The sequence below is a fragment of the bacterium genome (genome assembly GCA_014360495.1).
Lineage (GTDB): Bacteria > Armatimonadota > JACIXR01 > JACIXR01 > JACIXR01 > JACIXR01.
Window position 1 is genome coordinate 247997 of sequence record JACIXR010000004.1, and the last position, 18945, is coordinate 266941.

Sequence of the window (18945 nt, forward strand, 5' to 3'; positions counted from 1 at the left end):
AATTGTTGAAGAGAGTTTATCTCTTAGCTATCCTGTGCTCCTCCCTGGTCTTGGCTCAAAGGGTATGCCAATCGCCCGATGCTTTATTCGTAGATAGCTCATCAAACCGTTTCCTAACCCTGAATATATTCGTGCCTCCAACTACCTCCTCCTTTACCCTTGCTATTTACGACCAGGCTGACGAAGAAGAAGTTAGCCAACCATCCTCTTTTACTTTATATTACCCAGATGGTAGCTTAGCTGAACGTCTTCAAGAATATAAGAAGGGTGAATGGTCGCAATACGGAATAACAACTATGGGGAAATGGGGGGTATGGCGGTTGAGCATAAGCGGTCCTCAAGCACCTTCTGGAGCTGGCACCGTTCGCAATTTCTTTATTGTTCGCACGGAAGGGGATGTTGACCTTTATGTGAAAATGGAACCGAGGGCAAGAGTTCGCTTTGCTCCCCCTCACTTTGGCTCACAAGCCAATCACATCTTCACGATTCAAATTCCTCCCATACAAAGGGTTAGATTTAATTTCCTAAGACCCAAAGAAGCGAATAATGTGAAGGTTAGTTTTGAATCACCGAAAAAGGTTTCCTTTAAGGAGAGTTGGGGTGGTTTGGGTAGGGGAAGTGTGGAGTTTTGCGAGATAAAGGGGAAAAATTTGGAGGGGGTTTGGAAATTGGTTGTAAGCGATGTTACGGATTTTTATTCAATTGGAATAGAACAGGAGTTAAGGCTATTTTTCACAGACTCCCCCATTATTAAATTTGAAAATGTATATGTAAAAACATTTGAAGAGGGTTCAAATACTCCCATTCCCGCAAGAATTGACATCACTTCACCCCAAACCCTTTTGGAAAGCTATGTTCAATACACAGATGCTGAGGGGCATTGCGTTTTGTCTCTCATACCAGATGTTCTTTACACGATTACTTTTTCAAGGGGATTTGAATATGAGCCCTATCAATTGATGACAACAGCTGAGGTGAAAAGCTTAAGCATAGGGTTGAGAAGGAGGCTTAAACGACCACTTGGTTGGTATTGTGGAGACACCCATACTCATACGATTTATTCTGATGGAAACGATACTCCCCTCCAGATGGTTGAGGCGGGAATGGGAGAGGGATTGGATTGGATTGTCCTTACAGACCATGCAGTTGGTCCCAACATCCAACACCTTCATATCGCACATAAGGAGGGAATGTCCCTTTCACGGGAAGGTGAGTTCGTCGTTATACCTGGTGAGGAATTCAGCACGACCTATCACGCAAACATAATAAATGGGACTGTCAAGGAGAACGCCAACTCCTCGCTTAGTGATGTAGTTAGGGTGGTAAGGAGGATGAATAGGCAAGGTAAAGTAGTAGCGATAAAATTGAATCATCCTTATTGGGGTGGCACTCCTAAGGCACCCGAGATAGCGAGGCAAACGCCTTTGCTTCCCTTACTGGAAATTTGGAACGATGATGGACCAAAGGAGCCTCAATCAGCCTATCTTCTTTGGGAACTTCTAAACAAGGGCTGGAAAATCTTCGGCGATACAGCAACCGATACTCATAATAGAAAAAGCTCAAAAGTTGGCGCGCGCAGGACCTATGTTTATTTGGGTAATCTCCCCTTAACGGCTGATAATGTGACCAAAGCCTTGTTAAACGGACATAGCTTTATCTCCCGTGGCGCCCTTATATTCCTCTCAATAAATGGCAAGATTCCCGGCGAAACGACATCTCTTGTTCAAGGTGAGGTAACGGTAAGGGTTGAAGTTGATAGTATATCACCGATAGACAGAATTGAACTCGTTAATAATGGTAAAGTATTTCATACAATCCCCTTGGGAGGGATGAAGATGTTCTCGGGAGAATTTAGGCTTCAACTCCAAGATGGATGGGTAATAGCACAAGTCATGGAGAAAGATAGCGCCTTCCCATTAGCAATGACAAATCCCATCTTCATTAAAAAAGGAAGCTCCCTTTAATTGCCCTTGATAATTTTAGAAGTTAAAATTATTTAAAATTTGCGAAAGGAGGCTGATTATATGATAAAGGTGTTAGTTTGCGGGGCAGCGGGAAGGATGGGTAAGGAGGTCGTGAAGGCGATTTCCCAAGAGGAAGACCTCCAACTCGTGGGAGCTGTTGATGTCAGGGAAATCGGCAAGGACGCAGGAGAAGTGGCAGGTATTGGGAAATTGGGAATCCTCATTGAGGGTGACCTTGAGGAAACATTGAAAAGGACATCGCCTGATATAATGGTTGACTTCACTACTCCCGCATCCGTTAAAGACAACATAAGGAAAGCCATGATGAATAAGGTCGTCTCGGTTGTCGGGACGACGGGCTTAAAACCTGAGGATATAGAGGAGCTCAAGGAATGGGCAAAGGAATATGGAGTGGGAGCTTTCATCGCTCCCAATTTCTCCTTGGGCGCCAACCTGATGATGCAGATAGCAAGACAAGTTGTAAAGTATCTTCCAGCTGTGGAGATAATAGAGCTTCACCACGATAAGAAGCTTGACGCACCCTCAGGAACGGCTATAAGAACAGCTCAATTGCTCAGCGAAGGGAAGGAAATTCCCCAAGAAGGAGAAGAGCAGCCTTCAAGGGGAGATACACGCTGGGGCGTTAGAATTCATTCCGTTCGCCTGCCAGGGCTTGTCGCTCATCAGGAGATAATCTTTGGAGGGCAAGGGGAAACGCTCACTATTCGCCACGATGCCCCTTCCAGGGAATGTTATATGCCTGGGGTCCTTTTGGCGATTAGAAAATGTTTGAAGTTGAAGGAAGTAATCGTCGGATTAGAAAAGCTGTTAGGATTTTAAGGAGGTAAGAGGAATGCGAGAAGGCTATAGCGTAGCTGTTGTAGGAGTTGGAGCTGTAGGAGAGGAACTCCTGCGAGTCCTTAAGACCAGTTCTTTGCCCATAAAAGAGATAAAGGTCCTCGCCCGTTCAAGCAGGGTAGTAGAGGTTGATGGAATGAAATACACCGTAAAGGAAACCAAGCCAGAGGAGTTTGAGGGGGTTGATATAGCCTTATTTGCAGGGACGGAAAGGGCGAGCGAGCTCTTCGCAAAGGAAGCAGTTAAAAGAGGGGCGACTGTGATAGATAATTCCGCCACCTTTCGCTTAGAACCAGATGTTCCCTTAGTTGTGCCTGAAGTCAATCCCGAGGATTTGGAGTGGCACAAGGGGCTAATAGCAAATCCCAATTGCTCCACCATTCAAATGGTGGTAGCTTTAAAACCACTTTACGAAAGGTCAAGGATTAAGAGGATTTTCGCAGCAACATATCAAGCTGTTTCAGGCACGGGAAGGGATGCTATAGCGGAGCTTCGTCAGCAATCCATTTTGCAGTTGATTTACTCGGAAGATGTCAAGATGACCTATGCCTATCCCTACAGAATAGCCTTCAATTTGATACCACATATCGGTTCATTCAACGAGATTGGCTATACAAGCGAGGAAATGAAGATGGTAAACGAAACGCATAAGATACTTCACGACCCCGATATAAAGATAACAGCTACCTGCGTTCGTGTGCCAGTTTTCAATTGTCACAGCGAGGCAGTATATATAGAAACGGAAGAGAAGATAACCGCTGAAGAGGCAAGGGAGATTTTGCGGCGCGCACCGGGTGTTAAGGTTATTGATGAGCCGTCTCCACACTCGGGTAGAAGCTATCCTATGCCGATAGATGCGGATGGAAAGGACGAGGTTTTCGTTGGGAGGATAAGGGAAGACCCCTTCGTTGAGACAGGACTTCATCTCTGGATAGTCGCGGATAATCTACGAAAAGGAGCGGCTTTAAACGCAGTACAAATTGCGGAGGAGATGCATAGAAGAGGACTGCTGAAAAGGTAGGGAATTGCGCCTCACCGGACCTATTTGGTTGATGCAACCTATTCCCTATTTCGGTGAGGAGTTGGAAGGCAACTGGATATGGGAGCCTAAAGTGGATGGCTGGCGGGTACAGATAATCAAGTACGAAGATGAAAGATGCGAGATTTGGGGAAGGAGGTTGGAACGCCATCCCAATTGGACTCCTCGGCTTCCCTATCTTATAGAAATGGCAGGTAAAATTTTGCCCAAGGGAACCCTTTTGGATGCGGAACTTTGCCATCCTGAGGGACGGCGATTCATTCCCTCTCTTTTCACTGAGAGGGGAGCGCGCTCCGCTCAAGTTTTGGTTTTTGATGTGATTTTCCTTAACGGTGAATTTCTCGGGAATTTGCCTTTAGAGAAGAGGAAAGAAGCCCTCCTCTCGCTTAAACTATCAGCACCCTTTTTCTCCCTAGAGTATAAACCGCTAATTGATTTGTCCACCCATTTGAGGGAAGCTGTGGAGAGGGGTCAGGAAGGGATAGTGCTGAAGGAATTAAGTTCCCTCTACATCGTTGGCAAGGAAGCACCAATTGCAACGGAATATTGGCGGAAGTTGAAAGCTTAGGTGACGCGTTTACCCGCGACGAGCTCACTCCATTTCTTCGCTAATTCGTCTCTGCGCGGTTTGTAGACGGTCTCGTAGAAATATCTTTGGGAAAGGAGAACGCCCTTATCGTATTGCCGGCAGATGTTAAGGGCTTCCTCCCAAGCTTGGGGAAAGAGGTCGCCAAAGCGAGAAGCTATTTGCTTCTTAAAGGCTTTTTCATCCTGTATCTCCTTGCCAATTGTAAAGAGTAGCTTTCCATCTATCTCAACGCTATATGCCATCTCGTCTCCCAGATGATAAACGCCAAATGTTTTCCTCAGCTTTTCTATTTCCTCTTTTCTTTTTTGCGGGAAAAGCTCCTCAAGGCGAGGTGGGGGAAGGGCTTTCTTAAAGCCTTTTTTGGCGGCAGCGTAAAATATCGCCCTATTAAGTCCCCAGCTAAAGGCGGATTCCTCGGGAAGACCGAGGATATGCGCCCTCGCAGCTTGCAACATAGCCATAACCTGGAACCTACCCACAGCCATAGGCATTCCTCCTTTTTATAATTTTAGAGAAATTAAACGGAAAAGTGAAGAAAGTGTATAATTCCAAAACATTTGAGACTCCTTAGAAGACTTCCCATATTTCTTGAAACGCCGAAAGCTCCCTTTACCGCTTCTACTCCATACTTCACCGATATTATCTAATTTAAAGATTTTATAACACATAGCCTTGACAAAAAGGGAATACTATGTAAAATAATATACGAGGTGACTGGCTTGTCTGAAAAAGTATACATTTTTGATACGACATTGAGAGACGGCGAGCAATCGCCGGGAGCCTCCCTCTATCCCGAGGAAAAGCTTCAAATTGCACAACAACTTGCTCGCTTGGGAGTAGATGTGATAGAGGCTGGATTTCCCATTTCCTCAAAAGGTGATTTTGAAGCAGTGAAGCAGATAGCGGAAACAGTTGAAGGTCCTATAATCTGCGCATTGGCGAGGGCTAAGGAAGAAGATATAAAAGCAGCGGGAGAAGCGTTGAAGCTTGCAAAGAGGAAACGCATTCATACCTTCATCGCCACCTCGGAAATACATATGAAGAAGAAACTGGAGATGACCCCAAGCGAGGTAAAGAAAGCGGCTATTGAAGCGGTCAAGCTCGCCAAAGAATACTCGGATGATGTTGAATTCTCCGCTGAGGATGCAACTCGTTCAGACCCTGATTTCCTTTGCGAGGTATTTGAGGCCGTTCTGGAAGCGGGCGCCACAGTGATTAATGTTCCAGATACCGTTGGCTATGCTCTCCCTTGGGAATTCGGTGAACTCATAAAGAAAATTAGAGGGCAAGTAAGAGGAATTGATAAGGCAATATTAAGCGTTCATTGCCATAATGATTTGGGGTTAGCTGTAGCGAATTCTCTTTCAGCCGTGTTGGCTGGGGCGAGACAAGTTGAAGGGACTATAAACGGAATCGGGGAGAGAGCGGGAAACGCTGCCCTTGAGGAAGTGATAATGACTATCATAACGAGAAAGGATTACTTCCCCTTAAGGGTTGATATAGATACAACCCAGATTTATCGCACAAGCAGACTTGTATCCGACCTAACAGGGCTGCCGATTCAACCAAATAAAGCGATAGTTGGTGATAACGCCTTTGCCCACGAGGCGGGAATCCATGTCCACGGAGTGATGAAGGACAGAAGAACTTACGAGATAATAGACCCTCGTCAAGTTGGCGTTCCTCAGAGCAGGATTGTTTTAGGTAAGCATTCCGGCAGACACGCCTTTGAGGAAAAGGTCCGTGAGTTAGGATACGACCTTTCAAGGGAGGAATTAGCAAGGGCTTATGTGCGTTTTAAGGAAGTAGCAGACAGGAAGAAAGGGATGACGGATAGGGATATTGAGGCTATAATCTCGGACGAGGTCTACACTCCACCGGAGATAATGAGTTTGGATTATGTACAGGTTACTTCAGGTTCAGGACTGCTACCCACGGCGACTGTTAGGCTTATCAAAGAGAATACTGCCTTTGTGGAGTCAGCTGTTGGTGTTGGACCGGTTGATGCTATTTATAAAGCGATAGCGAAAATCTTCGCAACCCCCCATCAATTGGTGGATTTCAGGGTTGAGTCAATTACTGGAGAGACGGAAGCGATTGGTGAGGTTACAGTAAGGGTGGAAAGGGAGGGGCAGATATATTCCGGTAAGGGGGCATCGCAGGATATCTTGGAGGCGGCGGCGAAAGCCTATGTTCAGGCTTTAAATAAGCTAATAGCTTTTACGGAAAGGAAGTGATTTGGATGGAAAAAGAAAAGAGACTAAAAGCATCTGAAGTAGCGAAGGAGTTGGGCATCACTGTTGCCCGACTGATCAGCTGGCAGAAGAAGGGAGGGCTTCCACCCGCCCCCAAAGTGGGGAGGAAGAGATATTATACTCAAGAGTATGTGGAAAAAGCGAAGGAATTCGTGGAGAAACATTTGAGCGCAAGGGAAACCAAGGAAATCCTTGGCATCAACGATTCTGTTCTACAGAAGTTGGTGAAGGGAGGCTTCCTCACTGTGAAGAGGATGGGAGGGAAACGTCTATTTCTCAAAGAGGAAGTACAGGAGCTGAAGAAGAAATGCCCAACTCCACAGGATATCAAAGATATGGTAAAGGACCAAGTAGGGCAATCAATAAGTTGGGTAGCGAGACAATTGGGCATCAGCAGGCAAACCTTCTACACCTGGCTCCATAAAGGAGTTATTACTCCTCCCAAGAAGGGGGACAAAATCTTTTTCACTCGCGCCGCCGTTGAGGAAATAAAGAAGAATTTGGCCCAGAGGCTGGAGCAGGCGCATAGGATAAGAACGCAAGTGCTGAGAAGCAGAGGTAAGTGAGTCTCTTCTTCCTCTGCTCCTCAGCCTTACTTTTAGTCCTTGCCTTCCCGAGAGCAAACCTGTTTCCAATAGCATGGTTTGCTCTCGTCCCTTTCATAATTGTTATAAAAGGCAGAAAACCGATAAACGCTTTCTTCCTCGGCTGGTTTTTCGGCTTCGTCTTCATCGGCTGTCTCCTTTACTGGATACTTATCTTCGGGATTATACCATGGATAGCCCTGTCCCTTTTTGAGGGCTTCTATTTCGCCTTAATATCCCTTTTTTTCTCGCTATTAAAGCGAGAAGATTGGCAAGGAGCTTTAATTTTCGCCTCCATATGGACAGGGTTTGATTACCTGAGGAGCTTGGGACGCTTCGGCTTCACTTGGGGTTCCTTGGCTCAAAGTCAATACCTTGATACCCCCCTTTTGGGTATCTGCAAAATAGGAGGTATGTTTCTCCTAACCTTCATTCTTGCAATGCACAACGGATTCCTTGCCTTATTACCCTTAAAAAGAGGAATTAAAAGTTCACTCCTTACTTTAATCATCGCCCACATAATCGGCTTTGGAATGAACATTCTCTATCATCCAAAGGAAGGAAACATCAGGGTAGCCGTTACGCAAGCAGGGATAGGAGAAAGGGTAACTCGTCAAGCTGGGCTATGGAGTAGTCCTTCAATTGATGAACTTATGAGAGCTTACGAACCTATGCTTAGGGGCTTACCAAGGCAAGATTTAATCGTTTTCTCTGAAACAGCTTTTCCCGTTTCCATCCCCGATGTTCAAAAGGTGCGAGAATGGGTAGAGAATTTGGCAAGAGAGAAGAACAGCTATGTCTTAATAGGTTCTCCAATAGAGGAAAAAGGAAGAATTTATAATAGCGCTCTCCTTTTCTCTCCAGATGGGAAAATCATGGGCAGATATGACAAGGTTCAATTGGTTCCCTTCGGTGAGTTCGTTCCCTGGAGGAAAATTTTCCCCTGGTTGAAAAAGCTGGGAGTAAGAGATTTTGATTTCACTCCGGGAAAGGGGTGGCATCCCTTGGAATGCAAGGGCTTCTCATTGGGTCCCATAATATGCTTTGAGTCAATATTCCCCAGGATAGCTCGGGAATATTCCATTAAAGGGGCGGATATATTGGTTGTAATAACAAACGATTCTTGGTTTGGGAGAACTTGGGCAGGGGAGCAACACCTTGCATTTTCCTCTTTGCGTGCCTGTGAAGAAGGACGCTATCTCCTCCGAGCAACAACCACGGGAATCTCCGCCATAATCGCCCCAGATGGAAAAATCTTGAAGAGAGCAGGTCTTTTTGTCCCTGCTGTCTTAGTGGGAAAGGTTGGGGAAGGGAAGAACACGCCATACACTTATCTCGGCGATTATATACTTCTCCTCCTTTTTTTACCTATGCTAATCACAATCTTTGGCTTTAGAAAAACAGGCAAACAGCGTTAACGCCTTTCCCTGAATTGCACAAAGGAAACCACTGCATTTCCGCCTTCCTTTAGGTTTTCCATAACTACCGATATAACTCCATCCATTGTATCCTCCTCCTTTATTTCCACCTCTACCCACTTTCCTTTCTGAAAATCCTTAAACAAACCGATTTCTCTTCCCTCTACAGTTATCCCTTGGATTCTTCCGCCAGCGAAATTATCTGGGTCTATTATGAAAAACCGCAAATTTCCCTTCGCTCCCTTCGGACAAAAGATGTCAAATCTCAGCCTCTTCCATCCCGCCCAACAATGGCTAACCTCACCAGGCCAAAGGGATGGATTGTAGAAGGAATAGCCCTCTTTCCAACGATAATCCCAGCCTCTTTCCCTAAACTCAACATCTCCATCGGGATGACCACAACGTAAGCTCAAAGTTATCCCTTCCTCACGATACTTCTTCGCCAATTGCTCACTTTCAGCTATTTGCATCGCATCCGGAGAAGGAAGGCGAAGCGTATAGGAAGGCAAGGGTAGGTTTGGTTTATGTGGTTCCCTCTGATACCAATAAACCGTGGTGGAGAATTCAAGAGTGTGAGAAGGTTGGGAGTAGATTTGCCTGAATATCGGATGCTCGTTTTTTCCGAAACCAATTGCTACCTTTAGGGATTTCTTGAAGGAAATTCGGTCCGTTAGGAGGAATTTATAGGCGAAAGCACCATATTTGTAATAGGGATGCCACCCTCTATAAAGGAAGATGGTCTTGTCCTCGGGAAAGCCATAGGAAAATCCAAACGCATCCTCCATTCCCTGCCACTCAATTGAGGGTTCCTTTTCCCCGTCAATATAGAACTTTACATTTTGGTCAACGGGATAACCTATCCCACCGGGTTGGACTCCCCTCACGGTGACATTCAAACCGACAACCTGTCCCTCTCCATTTGCTTCTAAGGCTATATAATCCCTTTTGCCCAAGAGGATTTTCTCCTGTCGCCAATATGCATGGAAATAAAGAGCGTTAGGGGGTAAAGAAGGAAGGGGACGCCACATAACATATGAATAACAGGGGGCATAAGAGTTTATCGCTTCCTCTGGTATATGCTCGTCATCAAAATAAAGAACTATCTTGGCTGATTTTCTGAAGGGCATCGGGAAGTAGGCATTCCAACCCCTTTTCTTGTCCACAAGTATGGTATTTATATTATCTAATGTGCCGTTGGGGTCGCAGAAGAAATCAACGAGAGGAACCTCAACGCTTGGGTTCTTCTCTCCATCCCAGAAAATGCGCAAGATTATACTTCTGTCAAGCTTCAGCTTCTCAGGCATAGCGAAATGTATCATAGTGATTATCCCTGGTCCTTTCAAATCAGCAATCACGACTTCCCTTTTAGTGAACCTCTTTCCCTCCGGATTCTCCCACCACAATGCGTTTTCGCATCTCGTTTCGCCCAGAAGGGGAGTGAACAAAGAGGAAAAATCTAAAGCTGGCAATCTTTCACTGACGGCATAAAAAGGCATCATCAAAAGTAAAACCAAAAGCGATTTTCTCATATTCATCACCTCTTCAAAGATATTATCTCATAAAGCGAAGGAGCGGAAAGGGAGATAATGTATAGTTTCCCTTCTTTCCTCACATTTAAATTAGAGTTGTTTTTCAATGGGAGATTAGCTTGTTTAAATGGAAAGCGAAAGAGAATCTCCAATTTTTCTCCTTCATCCTTTCCGAAATCCCGCCAAGTCCCGCGAGGATTGTGAAGATGAAGATAAATGACCCCGTTTTTCTCAAAAGCACCTACGCGTATTTCCTTCCCTTCTCTTAATTCAAAAGGAGGTGGAGCCAATTCCTTTATCCTCTCCCATAGCAATTGACAGAGCTTTGGAGGAGACTCCTTTCCATATCCCTCAAAATCTTCATTAAATAAAAGAACCTCTACTCCATCTGATTTCACACCGTAAATCTCCACATCATCAACCCAAAATCTCCCCTCTTTAGTCCCTGGAGCGAAAATAACTGCCCAATCGCATCGCTTAAATCCGTCGCTTAGTAGAGGCAAGTCCTTCCTTTCCTCTAATTTATCCGAAAGAAAGAGTCTTATGTCAACCTTTCCAGCATCCGATTCCTTTGGGAAACGAAATTCCGCCTCAACTTTCAACCATTCGTTTAGCGGAAAAGCGATGATATCCTTCCCATTTATAGTTAAATGACCAGAAGAGGAAAAATGAAGGAGAACCCCTGTTGCTCCCGTTTCCAAATTTCTCATCTCTATCTGGGCATCGGCATCCTTCACTTTAATGTAAAAACTCATCTTTCCACCTATATATCTTTCCTCATCAATTGCGGGAAAGTTCTGTATCTCCATATCGGGGCAGAAATTGTAAGGTGCTTTTGGCGCGTCTATGAATTCGGCGCAGGCTTTTCCCTCAGCAGGATTTTCAAAACAGGGAGAAATTTTCGTATCCAGCCCTTCTATCGGTTGCCAGGGATAAACTGCTTGCAAATCTATTGAGGAGAGGATGAAGAATCCTTTCCCATATTTCCTCAAAGCAATGGCTGGTGCGTTAGAACTTCGCTCCTTGAAGAGGATTTCCCATCCTTTCCCAAGCGTCTTAATGGGAGCATATAAAGAAGTTAGCACGGTAAGGCTAACTCCCTTTGGAGACAGGATTGTATGTTGATGAATTTCGGAGGCACTGGGAGGATAAATATCCTCAAATTTGAAACCGAGCTTTTCCCCAAGGGGATTTCTTCCCCTCCGCTCGCCCCATTCATCAAGCTCTCCGCAACCGGGACCTAAATATACGATTCCTCCTTTTTCCGCAAAATCCAATATAGCCTCTGCCTGTTGATTGGATAGGGCAGGAGATAGAGGGAGGAGAAGGACTTTGTAGCGGGCGAGAGTTTTCTTTGTGAGAGCCTTATCGTAAATATAATCGAGAGGAATGTGAAGGTTCATGAGTTCCTTTGTCCAGCGATTGAGGAGAGCGAAGAAAGGCTCCAATTTCCATCCCTTTCCGTCAATGGCTCTACCGAAATAGAAGGTTTCCGACTGCTGGGAGATATGGATAGCGAGATAGGGAAAGGATTTGCCGCCGACATAGGGATGAATCGCCCGCATTATGGGGGAAATCAGTCTAACTGTTTGATAAACTTTGTTGAAATCACCACCCGGGTAGCCGAATGAAGGCATTCCTCCCGCTATATAGCAGGAGAGGGCATGATGGAGGAGGTCGTTTGTTTGGGGGGATTGCTCAGGCTCATCGCCGACATCAAGGGGACGCCAGACCTCACTTTGAGGTCGTCCATAGGCTCGGCAGAGTCGCATCGTGAGGTCAACGGCATCCATACCCGTTGCCTCGGAGCCTGTGATTATATCGGCTTCATAGATATCAAGAGGAATGGCACTATGCCAAGGGATTTGGGGGCGATGATAGTGATTCACAACCACTACCACATTTGGATAACGCTGTCTTATCTCCCTTGCCGCCTTACCGATATATTCTCCGAATACCCTGAAACGCCAGGCAACCCAACGGCGGAATACTGGGTCATTCCAATCCATCTTTTCTGGCAAATCAAGTCCAGTCTCCTTTTTAAATTTTTCCCGACAGGATGGACAAAAACAGGTGAGTGGAAGGGGTCTTTCCCAGATTTGGGTGAAGGCGGAACCATCAAACCAAATGCCATCCAATTTGAAACGACCGATTGCCTCGCACATGAGCTCAATTAGGGCGTCGCCATATCCCGAATTGATACAACAGGAAATTTCCTTCGCTTTTCCCTCCGGCCAGGGAAGAAGGGAAACCTGTCTCCATTCAGGATGGGTCTTCCAGCCGGATTCGGAAAAGATAAGGGGGTACCAACTCATAACCGGCAATCCCTTTGAATGAATGACCTCTATCCACCTGTGGAGGATTTCCTCGTTCTTTTCGGCGTGAGGATAAGGGGAAGGGATTATATTTGATGAATATACGGGACTTCCCCATGGGTCAACAACGCTTATCCAACGGGCATCAACTCCGCTTTCAGCGAGCCTTTGCTCAACTTCATTGAAGGTTGCCTCCATAGTTTGAGGCAATGGGCGAAACTCAAGCCGAAATACGGATTTTCCATATGATGTCAACTCAATAGGCACAGTTCCCCCTCCTTTCGCATGGATAAAAGCTACAACAACAAAGGAAATAAAAATGAGTTGTTTAATGTATCTCTTCTTGCACCAAAGGGACGCTTGTCGCAAGGGCTATGCACCTCCCTTTACTGCCCACCGCACAATAGAAGTGGTAATATACTCTTCCTTTAAAGACCACGCACGGCTTATGGGCATGAATTTCGTCATAGCTACCAGCTTCACCCACTTCTAAAATGGGATTGAAAGGAGATTTCTTCCATCTTTTTAAGTCGTCGCTGATTGCAACGCCATCTTGGGCATGAACCCCATTGAAGCCGTAATAGAACATATGCCATTTACCCCCAATCCTTATGAGCCAGGGGTCAGAAGCAAATCTGCTATCCCAACTTCCCGCATCACCCACAGGGAGAACGGGATTGTTTGGATATTTAGTAAATTTAAAAGGCTCTTTCAACTCGGAAATCGCCAATCCCGTTTGCTCAATCCACTCTTCTTTTTCGTCTTTCGCGTTATAAAATATATAAAATTTCCCATCGTATATTAATGGGAAAGGCTGATACAAACCTCCCGCCTCCCATTTGTATTCCTTTTCCGGCTCCAAGATAACACCTAATTTCCTCCAATGAATTAAATCAGTGGAAACAGCTAATCCAATCTTCCCTGGACCATTCTCATATCCCTTAAAGGGATAACCAGTATAAACCATATAGAATTTGCTTTTCCATTTAAAAGCAACCCCTCCTCCCGCTGAGCCGAAATCAAATTCGCCCTCTTTACCTGTATCCAAAATCAAGCCAAGCTTCTCCCAATTCAAAAGGTCCTCGCTTCGCACTAGACCACAGCGATAGGATTCTCCATCAAATCCTGTGTAAACCGCATAGTAATAACCGTCCTTTTGATAAAGCTCTCCCACACCCTTATCGTAATCCAAAACCATTTTGAAGCAATCCACGAGCTCGCTGTCAAACTCCCCCTTCTTACCAGTGGGCATTAGAATGAGGCGTGGATATTTGTATCTCTCCAAATATGCAGGTTTCATCTCTTTCACCTCTTCTATTTTTATCACAAATGTATCTTTAGAGGAAATATTAATTTGGATTCTCGCTTTCTTACCAGAAGGTAGAACCCGCAAAGCCTCGCCTGTCAATAAATTAGTAGCCTTTATATTTTTCAAGCCCAGCTTGTCAATCTCAACGAATAAATTGAAACTTTTGGCTTCGTCTTTAGGATTGTGGACAGATAGATAGATTACTTTACCTTTTCCGAAACGCTCAATCAAAATTTCTTCCTTATCGGGATAAGCATAAGTCACTGGCTCCCAGCCAGCTTTCGCGAGGATTTGCAAGTAGGGATTATATTTCTTGAGAAGATTCAAATCATTGCCGTGTCCAGGGAAGATTCCATATAGAAGATGAAATTTAACCTCCCATTCAGGACGAGGGGAGTAAGGGAGGTCTGTACAGGACTTATGATAGGCGATTGAGCGAATGAAACGAGGGTCAGGGTGATAGGGAGCTTCTGCACCAAATATATCCAAATAGGGAGCGGAGAAGGTGAGGAAGGCAGGGGCTTGTGCCCAAGCGCAGTTCGCCATAAGCAGAAGCCCTTGAGGATGATATCTCCCTGCAAGAGCTTTCGTCCACTCAATGAGAGAGAAGTATTGAACAATGACGGGACGCTTTTCTTTAAAGGAAAAGGTCAAGGGGAAATCAACATAAGGGAAATGCTCTCTTCTGAAATTCATTCTTTTATCATCGCCATATCCTCCATAAGAATCAAGGGCGAAGCCATCCAAACGGGCTCCCTGCTTTTTATGTTGCTCAAAAGCGGATTTGTAGGAAAAATCAATGTTGAATCTTCCATAGCCGTCGGGTATTTCAGGGTCCAAGTTGCAGGGGAAAATCGCTCCCCAACCACTATTGCCTATCCAGGGAAAGTTTCCAATCATACAAATAGTATTTCCACTTTCGTCATAGAGAGCCGATTTCAAGACCGCTTTAGATATCTGCTTGAAATATTCCCTTCTCGGAATCTGTCCGAAGAATCCAGAGCCACCAGTGTAGGCGAGCTTGTCTAAAATGTCCAATGTCCCTTTATCACCCTCGGCGGTCTTCCTTAGTCTATAAATTGCATCGTTATAAGATGGATTTTCCTTGAAGTCGCCCAGCGATAATTGATAAAATTCAATTTCATTGTATAGGAGAGAATAAAATCCCTTCTCGTTGTCATATTTCACAGCCTCCGGTCCGCTTGGACCCCAGTGAAACATGAATCCCGCATCAGCTGCCTCGGGCATGTCCTTAATATTTCCCCAAACATACCATCCACCTTCCTTTTGCACCCTCTTCACGAAGAAGGAAGGATAAAAGGAATAATATCGCTCCAAAGCGGAACGGAACCCCCAGCGAGGGTCGGAAGTATAAATGAGAAATTCAAAATCAGCACGAGAAGGGAATTTTAAAGTATCTTTTACAAGGGCGAAGTCAAACGCGATGAAGAACAGCTTTGTTTGAGAATTGTAAACGAGGCGATGGACAACTGGCTTATCCATCGGGATGGCAATCGTTAGGGATTTATCTCTGTTTGAAATGGTGGCAAGGGGATAGCGGGAATGTTTTCCATTTGCTCCAAAGGGGCAATCTTCCTCTGCGTTTATAAATTCCTTGCCTTCCTCTATTGAGCGTTTTGCAACGATATCATCCCACCAAAACCAACCTATTGCATCAATGGGAAGGGCAAAATAAAGGGTTATTGCCCTATCATTTCCCGATGTATCCTTTATGCTTCCTTTCACCTTGATGAAATCGCGATGGCTTTCATAAACCGCTTGGAAAACAAGGGAAGCTTCCGTGAGCTCAGCGGTTTGCAGTATTGCTCCATTCTTAACCTTTGATAACTTTCCCTTGAGATTATAGATTGAATCCCTTATCACATCCCTGACGAAGAAACCGCTGAGCAAATCCCCTTTGGTTCCATATCTTTCTCCCCTAACTTGCACCTCGCAAATAGAACCCGTTGAGGATAAACGAAGGGATAGACCGTCCTTGGAAATCAGCTGAGATGTTGGTTTCGCGGGAATTGGGTCAAGCAGTTGAGTAGAGCTCAGCATCAGACCATCATAGAGAATCTTTTCCCCGAGGATACCCTCGCTAAAAGCGGAAATCCAGAGGAGGAAGATTAAAGCAAATGATGGATTCTTCATATGTGTAAGGTCTTCGCCGTATACGCCCTCCTTTCTTGGGAATTGTGAGCTAAATGCTCCAATGTCTCATCCATTGGCTCAAGTGATATCTCCTCCTTATAGTCCTTATAGCGATAGGAAAGTGCCTTCGCTATAAGCCAATCCGCAACCTGGGGAAGAAAAGGTCCATGTAAATATGTTCCGAGCACATTTTTATAAATCGCTTCCTCTAACTTGTCTCTCCCATTATTTCCATACCCTTTCACAATTTTTCCAAGAGGCTTGACCTTCTCTCCCAGAAATGTTCTACCGCTATGATTCTCAAATCCAACGAGTTGGTCGAACAAAAGGGATTCAATGACAACATTTCCAATCATCCTCCTTTCCCCTCCAACAGCCCAAATATCCAGCACATCAATTCCCGGGATATAGACTCCGTCTTTCGTTTTGGAATACTTTCCAAAAAGCTGATAGCCACCGCAGATCAGCAGAGCAGGCAGACCATTCTCAACGAGCCCTTTTATCTCCTCCTTATAATTTTGCAAATCTTTTCCCACTATCCTTTGCCCTTTATCCTGTCCTCCACCCATAAAGAGCAGATCGGCTCGCCTAAAATCCGCTCTTTCCCCTGCCTTAACCTCATAGATTTCGCATTTTATATTTCTCCACTGGCAACGTCTGATAATCGTTATTACATTTCCCACATCTCCGTAAAGGCTCATCAAATCGGGAGATAGGTAGGAGATTTCTATCCTCATTGAGACCTCCAAAAATCCATTAGAAGTCCTTCTCCCGCCAAATAACCCCTTATTGCCAGCATAGCGGTGTAGTTGGGAAGGATATAAAGACGCTCGTCATCGTTCATAAGTGCGACCGCCCTTTGAAAGGCTTGTCTTACATCGTTTATTATCTCAATTTTAGCTTGAGGGATGCAAGCGTATTTTAAGCGAAGAGCAATATCCTCAGCCCTTATCCCCGAGCATATAACAAAGCGAAAATCCTCGTCCTTTAAGCTCTCAAAATCAACATTCCAAATCCAGGATGTATCCGTTCCATCGGCGAGATTATCGTTCAAAATGATTAGGAAGTTCTTCTTTCTCTTCTCTCTTTTGACTGTATCAATATTTATGGAGAAGCCAGCGGGATTCTCCGCAAGAAGAAGGATACATTCTTTTGAATCAACTTTGAATCTCTCCAATCTTCCAAAATCCGGCGTAGCCTCACTCAACACATCAATTGTTGATTTCAGTTCAATATCCAAAGCAGTGCAGATGGAGAGGGCGGATATGTCAAGATTTGTTCTTTGGAAACCGCAATTTAAGCATTTATAATAGCCCAGATGACCGTGGCTTGCCCATTGAAGAGAATAGTTTATGAGGATTTGCCCCAATATCCCTCTTGTTAGGTTTGAACCCGTAAAGTTGTGGATTACTCTATAGCCTTTCGCCTTTAGAACATTAGTGACAAGCCTTGCCGTTGTAGTCTTTCCATTCGTCCCGGTTATAAGGATGATTCCTTTTGAGAAGTTCTCACGGAGTTCGGAAAGAAGGGATGGGAAGATTTTCTCCGCCAAGAAACCGGGAAGAGCTGTTCTCCCTCCCAGTTGAAAGGCTCTTAGCGATTTAGTGAGTGACTTCGCTACAAGGCTAGCGATAAATTTCCTCATTTTAAACTATTTTACCGCTTGATTTCGTGTAAAGAAAGGCGCTAATTTAAAAAATATTGACAGGATTTTTTTATGTCCAATAATTAAAAAATCTAAAAAAGGAGGTATGAGAGAAGTGAAAAAGTTGCTTGTAGTTTTTGTGTTGGCTATAGCGGTGCTTCTTTTGGCTAATGGCATTAGCGCCTCACCCCCTACTCCTTCCAAAATAGGGGGAGGGATTATGGGCGCTAATGCAAGTATCGTCGCTATGGGAGGCGCGGGCGTTGCGCTCTGCGATAACCCCTATGCCCCATTCTGGAACCCAGCGGGATTGGCGCTTCTGAAGGGTTTTCATATGCCTTTCAGCATTTCCGCAAGAGTTGAGAATGTAGATACAATTGATGATTGGGAAAAATTGGCAGATATAGCGGATAATGCAGAAAATAACGAAGTTACACTTGATGACCTTAATGACGCCAGGGATATTCTCATAAAAACTAATAACAAAACAGTTTCAGCAGAAATCACGCCTTTCTTCGCTCTTTCGGGCAATCGCTTCGCTCTTACTGGATATGGAACCATTATAGGACAAGGAGTAGTTAAATATTCAAATGGTCCTGACCCCAATAACCCAGGACAAAATCTTGAAAGAGCCGAGTTGCCTCTCGGAGCGTACTATCTATATAACCTTTGCTTTTCATTTGCTGGTGGGGAAGGCAATCGCCTATGGGGGCTAAATATCCGCTCAATACGCGGAAGATATAAAGGATATGCTGCTGAGGTCAATCACACATATACCACTGATATAAACACTGGAGACGTATTTTCACAAACCACAGAATCTCCCGATATATCAAGCTCGGCGCTGGGGCTGGATTATGGGCTTCTTTGGCTCGGGAAAAATGGGACGAGATATGGTTTGATGTTGAGGAATATCAATTCACCAAAGCTTTTTTCGGGAGCAAACGAGCTTAAGCTTGATATGGATATGGATGTCGGTGTGGCTAAGGTATATCCAAATGGGATAGTCACAGCCCAGTGGACGAATATGTTTACGAAAGGGAGGTTAGATTTGGGTGGAGAGGTTAGATTGGGGATATTGGCGTTTAGGGCTGGCATTTTGGATGGAGGATTCGTTTGGGGGATTGGATTGGGGAAAGGGAATTTCAGATTAGATGTAACGAGCGGGAAGACGATAGAAGAGAAGGTAGCCTTAAGCTTATCCCTTTTTTAAAAGAGAAATAGGGGGGCGTCCCCGAAGGGGACGCCCCCTGAAATTTTTCCCAAAATTTTAGAATGGAAATACG

Annotated in this window: 14 protein-coding genes; 8 read left to right on the forward strand and 6 right to left on the reverse strand. The window is 44.8% G+C overall.

Going from position 1 to position 18945, the window contains the following annotated elements:
• The first annotated feature begins 2 nt into the window (after positions 1–2).
• The 4 genes from H5T88_05060 to H5T88_05075 are packed head-to-tail and all read left to right on the forward strand — an operon-like array spanning position 3 to position 4429.
• A complete protein-coding gene (locus tag H5T88_05060) occupies positions 3–1964 on the forward strand; it encodes a CehA/McbA family metallohydrolase (protein ID MBC7329713.1) in 1962 nt (653 codons plus the stop codon).
• Positions 1965–2024: 60 nt separating this feature from the next.
• Positions 2025–2804 carry a 4-hydroxy-tetrahydrodipicolinate reductase gene (locus tag H5T88_05065; GenBank protein MBC7329714.1) on the forward strand — a complete coding sequence of 260 codons (780 nt, stop codon included), beginning with the start codon at positions 2025–2027 and terminating at the stop codon, positions 2802–2804.
• Positions 2805–2817: 13 nt separating this feature from the next.
• Positions 2818–3843, forward strand: coding sequence for an aspartate-semialdehyde dehydrogenase (locus tag H5T88_05070; protein ID MBC7329715.1), 1026 nt, complete (start codon positions 2818–2820; stop codon positions 3841–3843).
• Between the two features lie 4 nt (positions 3844–3847).
• Positions 3848–4429 carry a hypothetical protein gene (locus H5T88_05075; GenBank protein ID MBC7329716.1) on the forward strand — a complete coding sequence of 194 codons (582 nt, stop codon included), beginning with the start codon at positions 3848–3850 and terminating at the stop codon, positions 4427–4429.
• On the opposite strand, the gene H5T88_05080 is transcribed toward H5T88_05075, so the two are convergent.
• Positions 4426–4935 (reverse strand): hypothetical protein, encoded by a 510-nt coding sequence (locus tag H5T88_05080; protein ID MBC7329717.1) that lies wholly within the window; start codon positions 4933–4935, stop codon positions 4426–4428. The genes H5T88_05075 and H5T88_05080 overlap by 4 nt on opposite strands.
• Positions 4936–5169: 234 nt before the next feature.
• Between H5T88_05080 and H5T88_05085 the strand changes: the two genes are divergently transcribed.
• The 3 genes from H5T88_05085 to lnt are packed head-to-tail and all read left to right on the forward strand — an operon-like array spanning position 5170 to position 8707.
• Complete coding sequence (locus H5T88_05085) at positions 5170–6687, forward strand: 2-isopropylmalate synthase (protein ID MBC7329718.1); 1518 nt, start codon at positions 5170–5172, stop codon at positions 6685–6687.
• Positions 6688–6692: 5 nt separating this feature from the next.
• A complete protein-coding gene (locus H5T88_05090; protein ID MBC7329719.1) occupies positions 6693–7271 on the forward strand; it encodes a helix-turn-helix domain-containing protein in 579 nt (192 codons plus the stop codon).
• A complete protein-coding gene (gene lnt / locus H5T88_05095; GenBank protein MBC7329720.1) occupies positions 7268–8707 on the forward strand; it encodes an apolipoprotein N-acyltransferase in 1440 nt (479 codons plus the stop codon). The genes H5T88_05090 and lnt overlap by 4 nt, the downstream gene beginning before the upstream one ends.
• Here lnt and H5T88_05100 read toward each other — a convergent pair.
• The 5 genes from H5T88_05100 to H5T88_05120 form a co-directional block, all read right to left on the reverse strand.
• Positions 8704–10236: a DUF2961 domain-containing protein gene (locus tag H5T88_05100; protein MBC7329721.1), complete on the reverse strand. Its 1533-nt coding sequence runs from the start codon at positions 10234–10236 to the stop codon at positions 8704–8706. The two genes, lnt and H5T88_05100, sit on opposite strands and share 4 nt — an antisense overlap.
• Positions 10237–10241: 5 nt before the next feature.
• The gene (locus tag H5T88_05105) at positions 10242–12818 is read right to left on the reverse strand and encodes a beta-galactosidase trimerization domain-containing protein (protein MBC7329722.1); all 2577 of its coding nucleotides are present in this window, start codon (positions 12816–12818) and stop codon (positions 10242–10244) included.
• A gap of 61 nt (positions 12819–12879) precedes the next feature.
• Positions 12880–16014: a hypothetical protein gene (locus H5T88_05110; GenBank protein ID MBC7329723.1), complete on the reverse strand. Its 3135-nt coding sequence runs from the start codon at positions 16012–16014 to the stop codon at positions 12880–12882.
• On the reverse strand, positions 16011–16751 hold the full coding sequence (locus tag H5T88_05115) for a glutamine amidotransferase (GenBank protein ID MBC7329724.1): 741 nt from the start codon (positions 16749–16751) through the stop codon (positions 16011–16013). The genes H5T88_05110 and H5T88_05115 overlap by 4 nt, the downstream gene beginning before the upstream one ends.
• Positions 16748–17659, reverse strand: coding sequence for a DUF1727 domain-containing protein (locus tag H5T88_05120; protein ID MBC7329725.1), 912 nt, complete (start codon positions 17657–17659; stop codon positions 16748–16750). Before H5T88_05120 ends, H5T88_05115 begins: the two co-directional genes overlap by 4 nt.
• 106 nt (positions 17660–17765) lie before the next feature.
• On the opposite strand from H5T88_05120, the gene traF reads away from it, so the two are divergent.
• Positions 17766–18872, forward strand: coding sequence for a conjugal transfer protein TraF (traF, locus tag H5T88_05125; GenBank protein MBC7329726.1), 1107 nt, complete (start codon positions 17766–17768; stop codon positions 18870–18872).
• Positions 18873–18945 lie beyond the last annotated feature (73 nt).

What these genes read in the sequence shown, in the direction of transcription:
- H5T88_05065 (MBC7329714.1), top strand. Translation starts at nt 2,025, where the DNA reads ATGATAAAGGTGTTAGTTTGCGGGGCAGCGGGAAGGATGGGTAAGGAG.
- H5T88_05070 (MBC7329715.1), top strand. Translation starts at nt 2,818, where the DNA reads ATGCGAGAAGGCTATAGCGTAGCTGTTGTAGGAGTTGGAGCTGTAGGA.
- H5T88_05080 (MBC7329717.1), bottom strand. Translation starts at nt 4,935, where the DNA reads ATGGCTGTGGGTAGGTTCCAGGTTATGGCTATGTTGCAAGCTGCGAGG.
- H5T88_05090 (MBC7329719.1), top strand. Translation starts at nt 6,693, where the DNA reads ATGGAAAAAGAAAAGAGACTAAAAGCATCTGAAGTAGCGAAGGAGTTG.
- H5T88_05100 (MBC7329721.1), bottom strand. Translation starts at nt 10,236, where the DNA reads ATGAGAAAATCGCTTTTGGTTTTACTTTTGATGATGCCTTTTTATGCC.
- H5T88_05110 (MBC7329723.1), bottom strand. Translation starts at nt 16,014, where the DNA reads ATGAAGAATCCATCATTTGCTTTAATCTTCCTCCTCTGGATTTCCGCT.
- H5T88_05115 (MBC7329724.1), bottom strand. Translation starts at nt 16,751, where the DNA reads ATGAGGATAGAAATCTCCTACCTATCTCCCGATTTGATGAGCCTTTAC.
- H5T88_05120 (MBC7329725.1), bottom strand. Translation starts at nt 17,659, where the DNA reads ATGAGGAAATTTATCGCTAGCCTTGTAGCGAAGTCACTCACTAAATCG.
- traF (MBC7329726.1), top strand. Translation starts at nt 17,766, where the DNA reads ATGAGAGAAGTGAAAAAGTTGCTTGTAGTTTTTGTGTTGGCTATAGCG.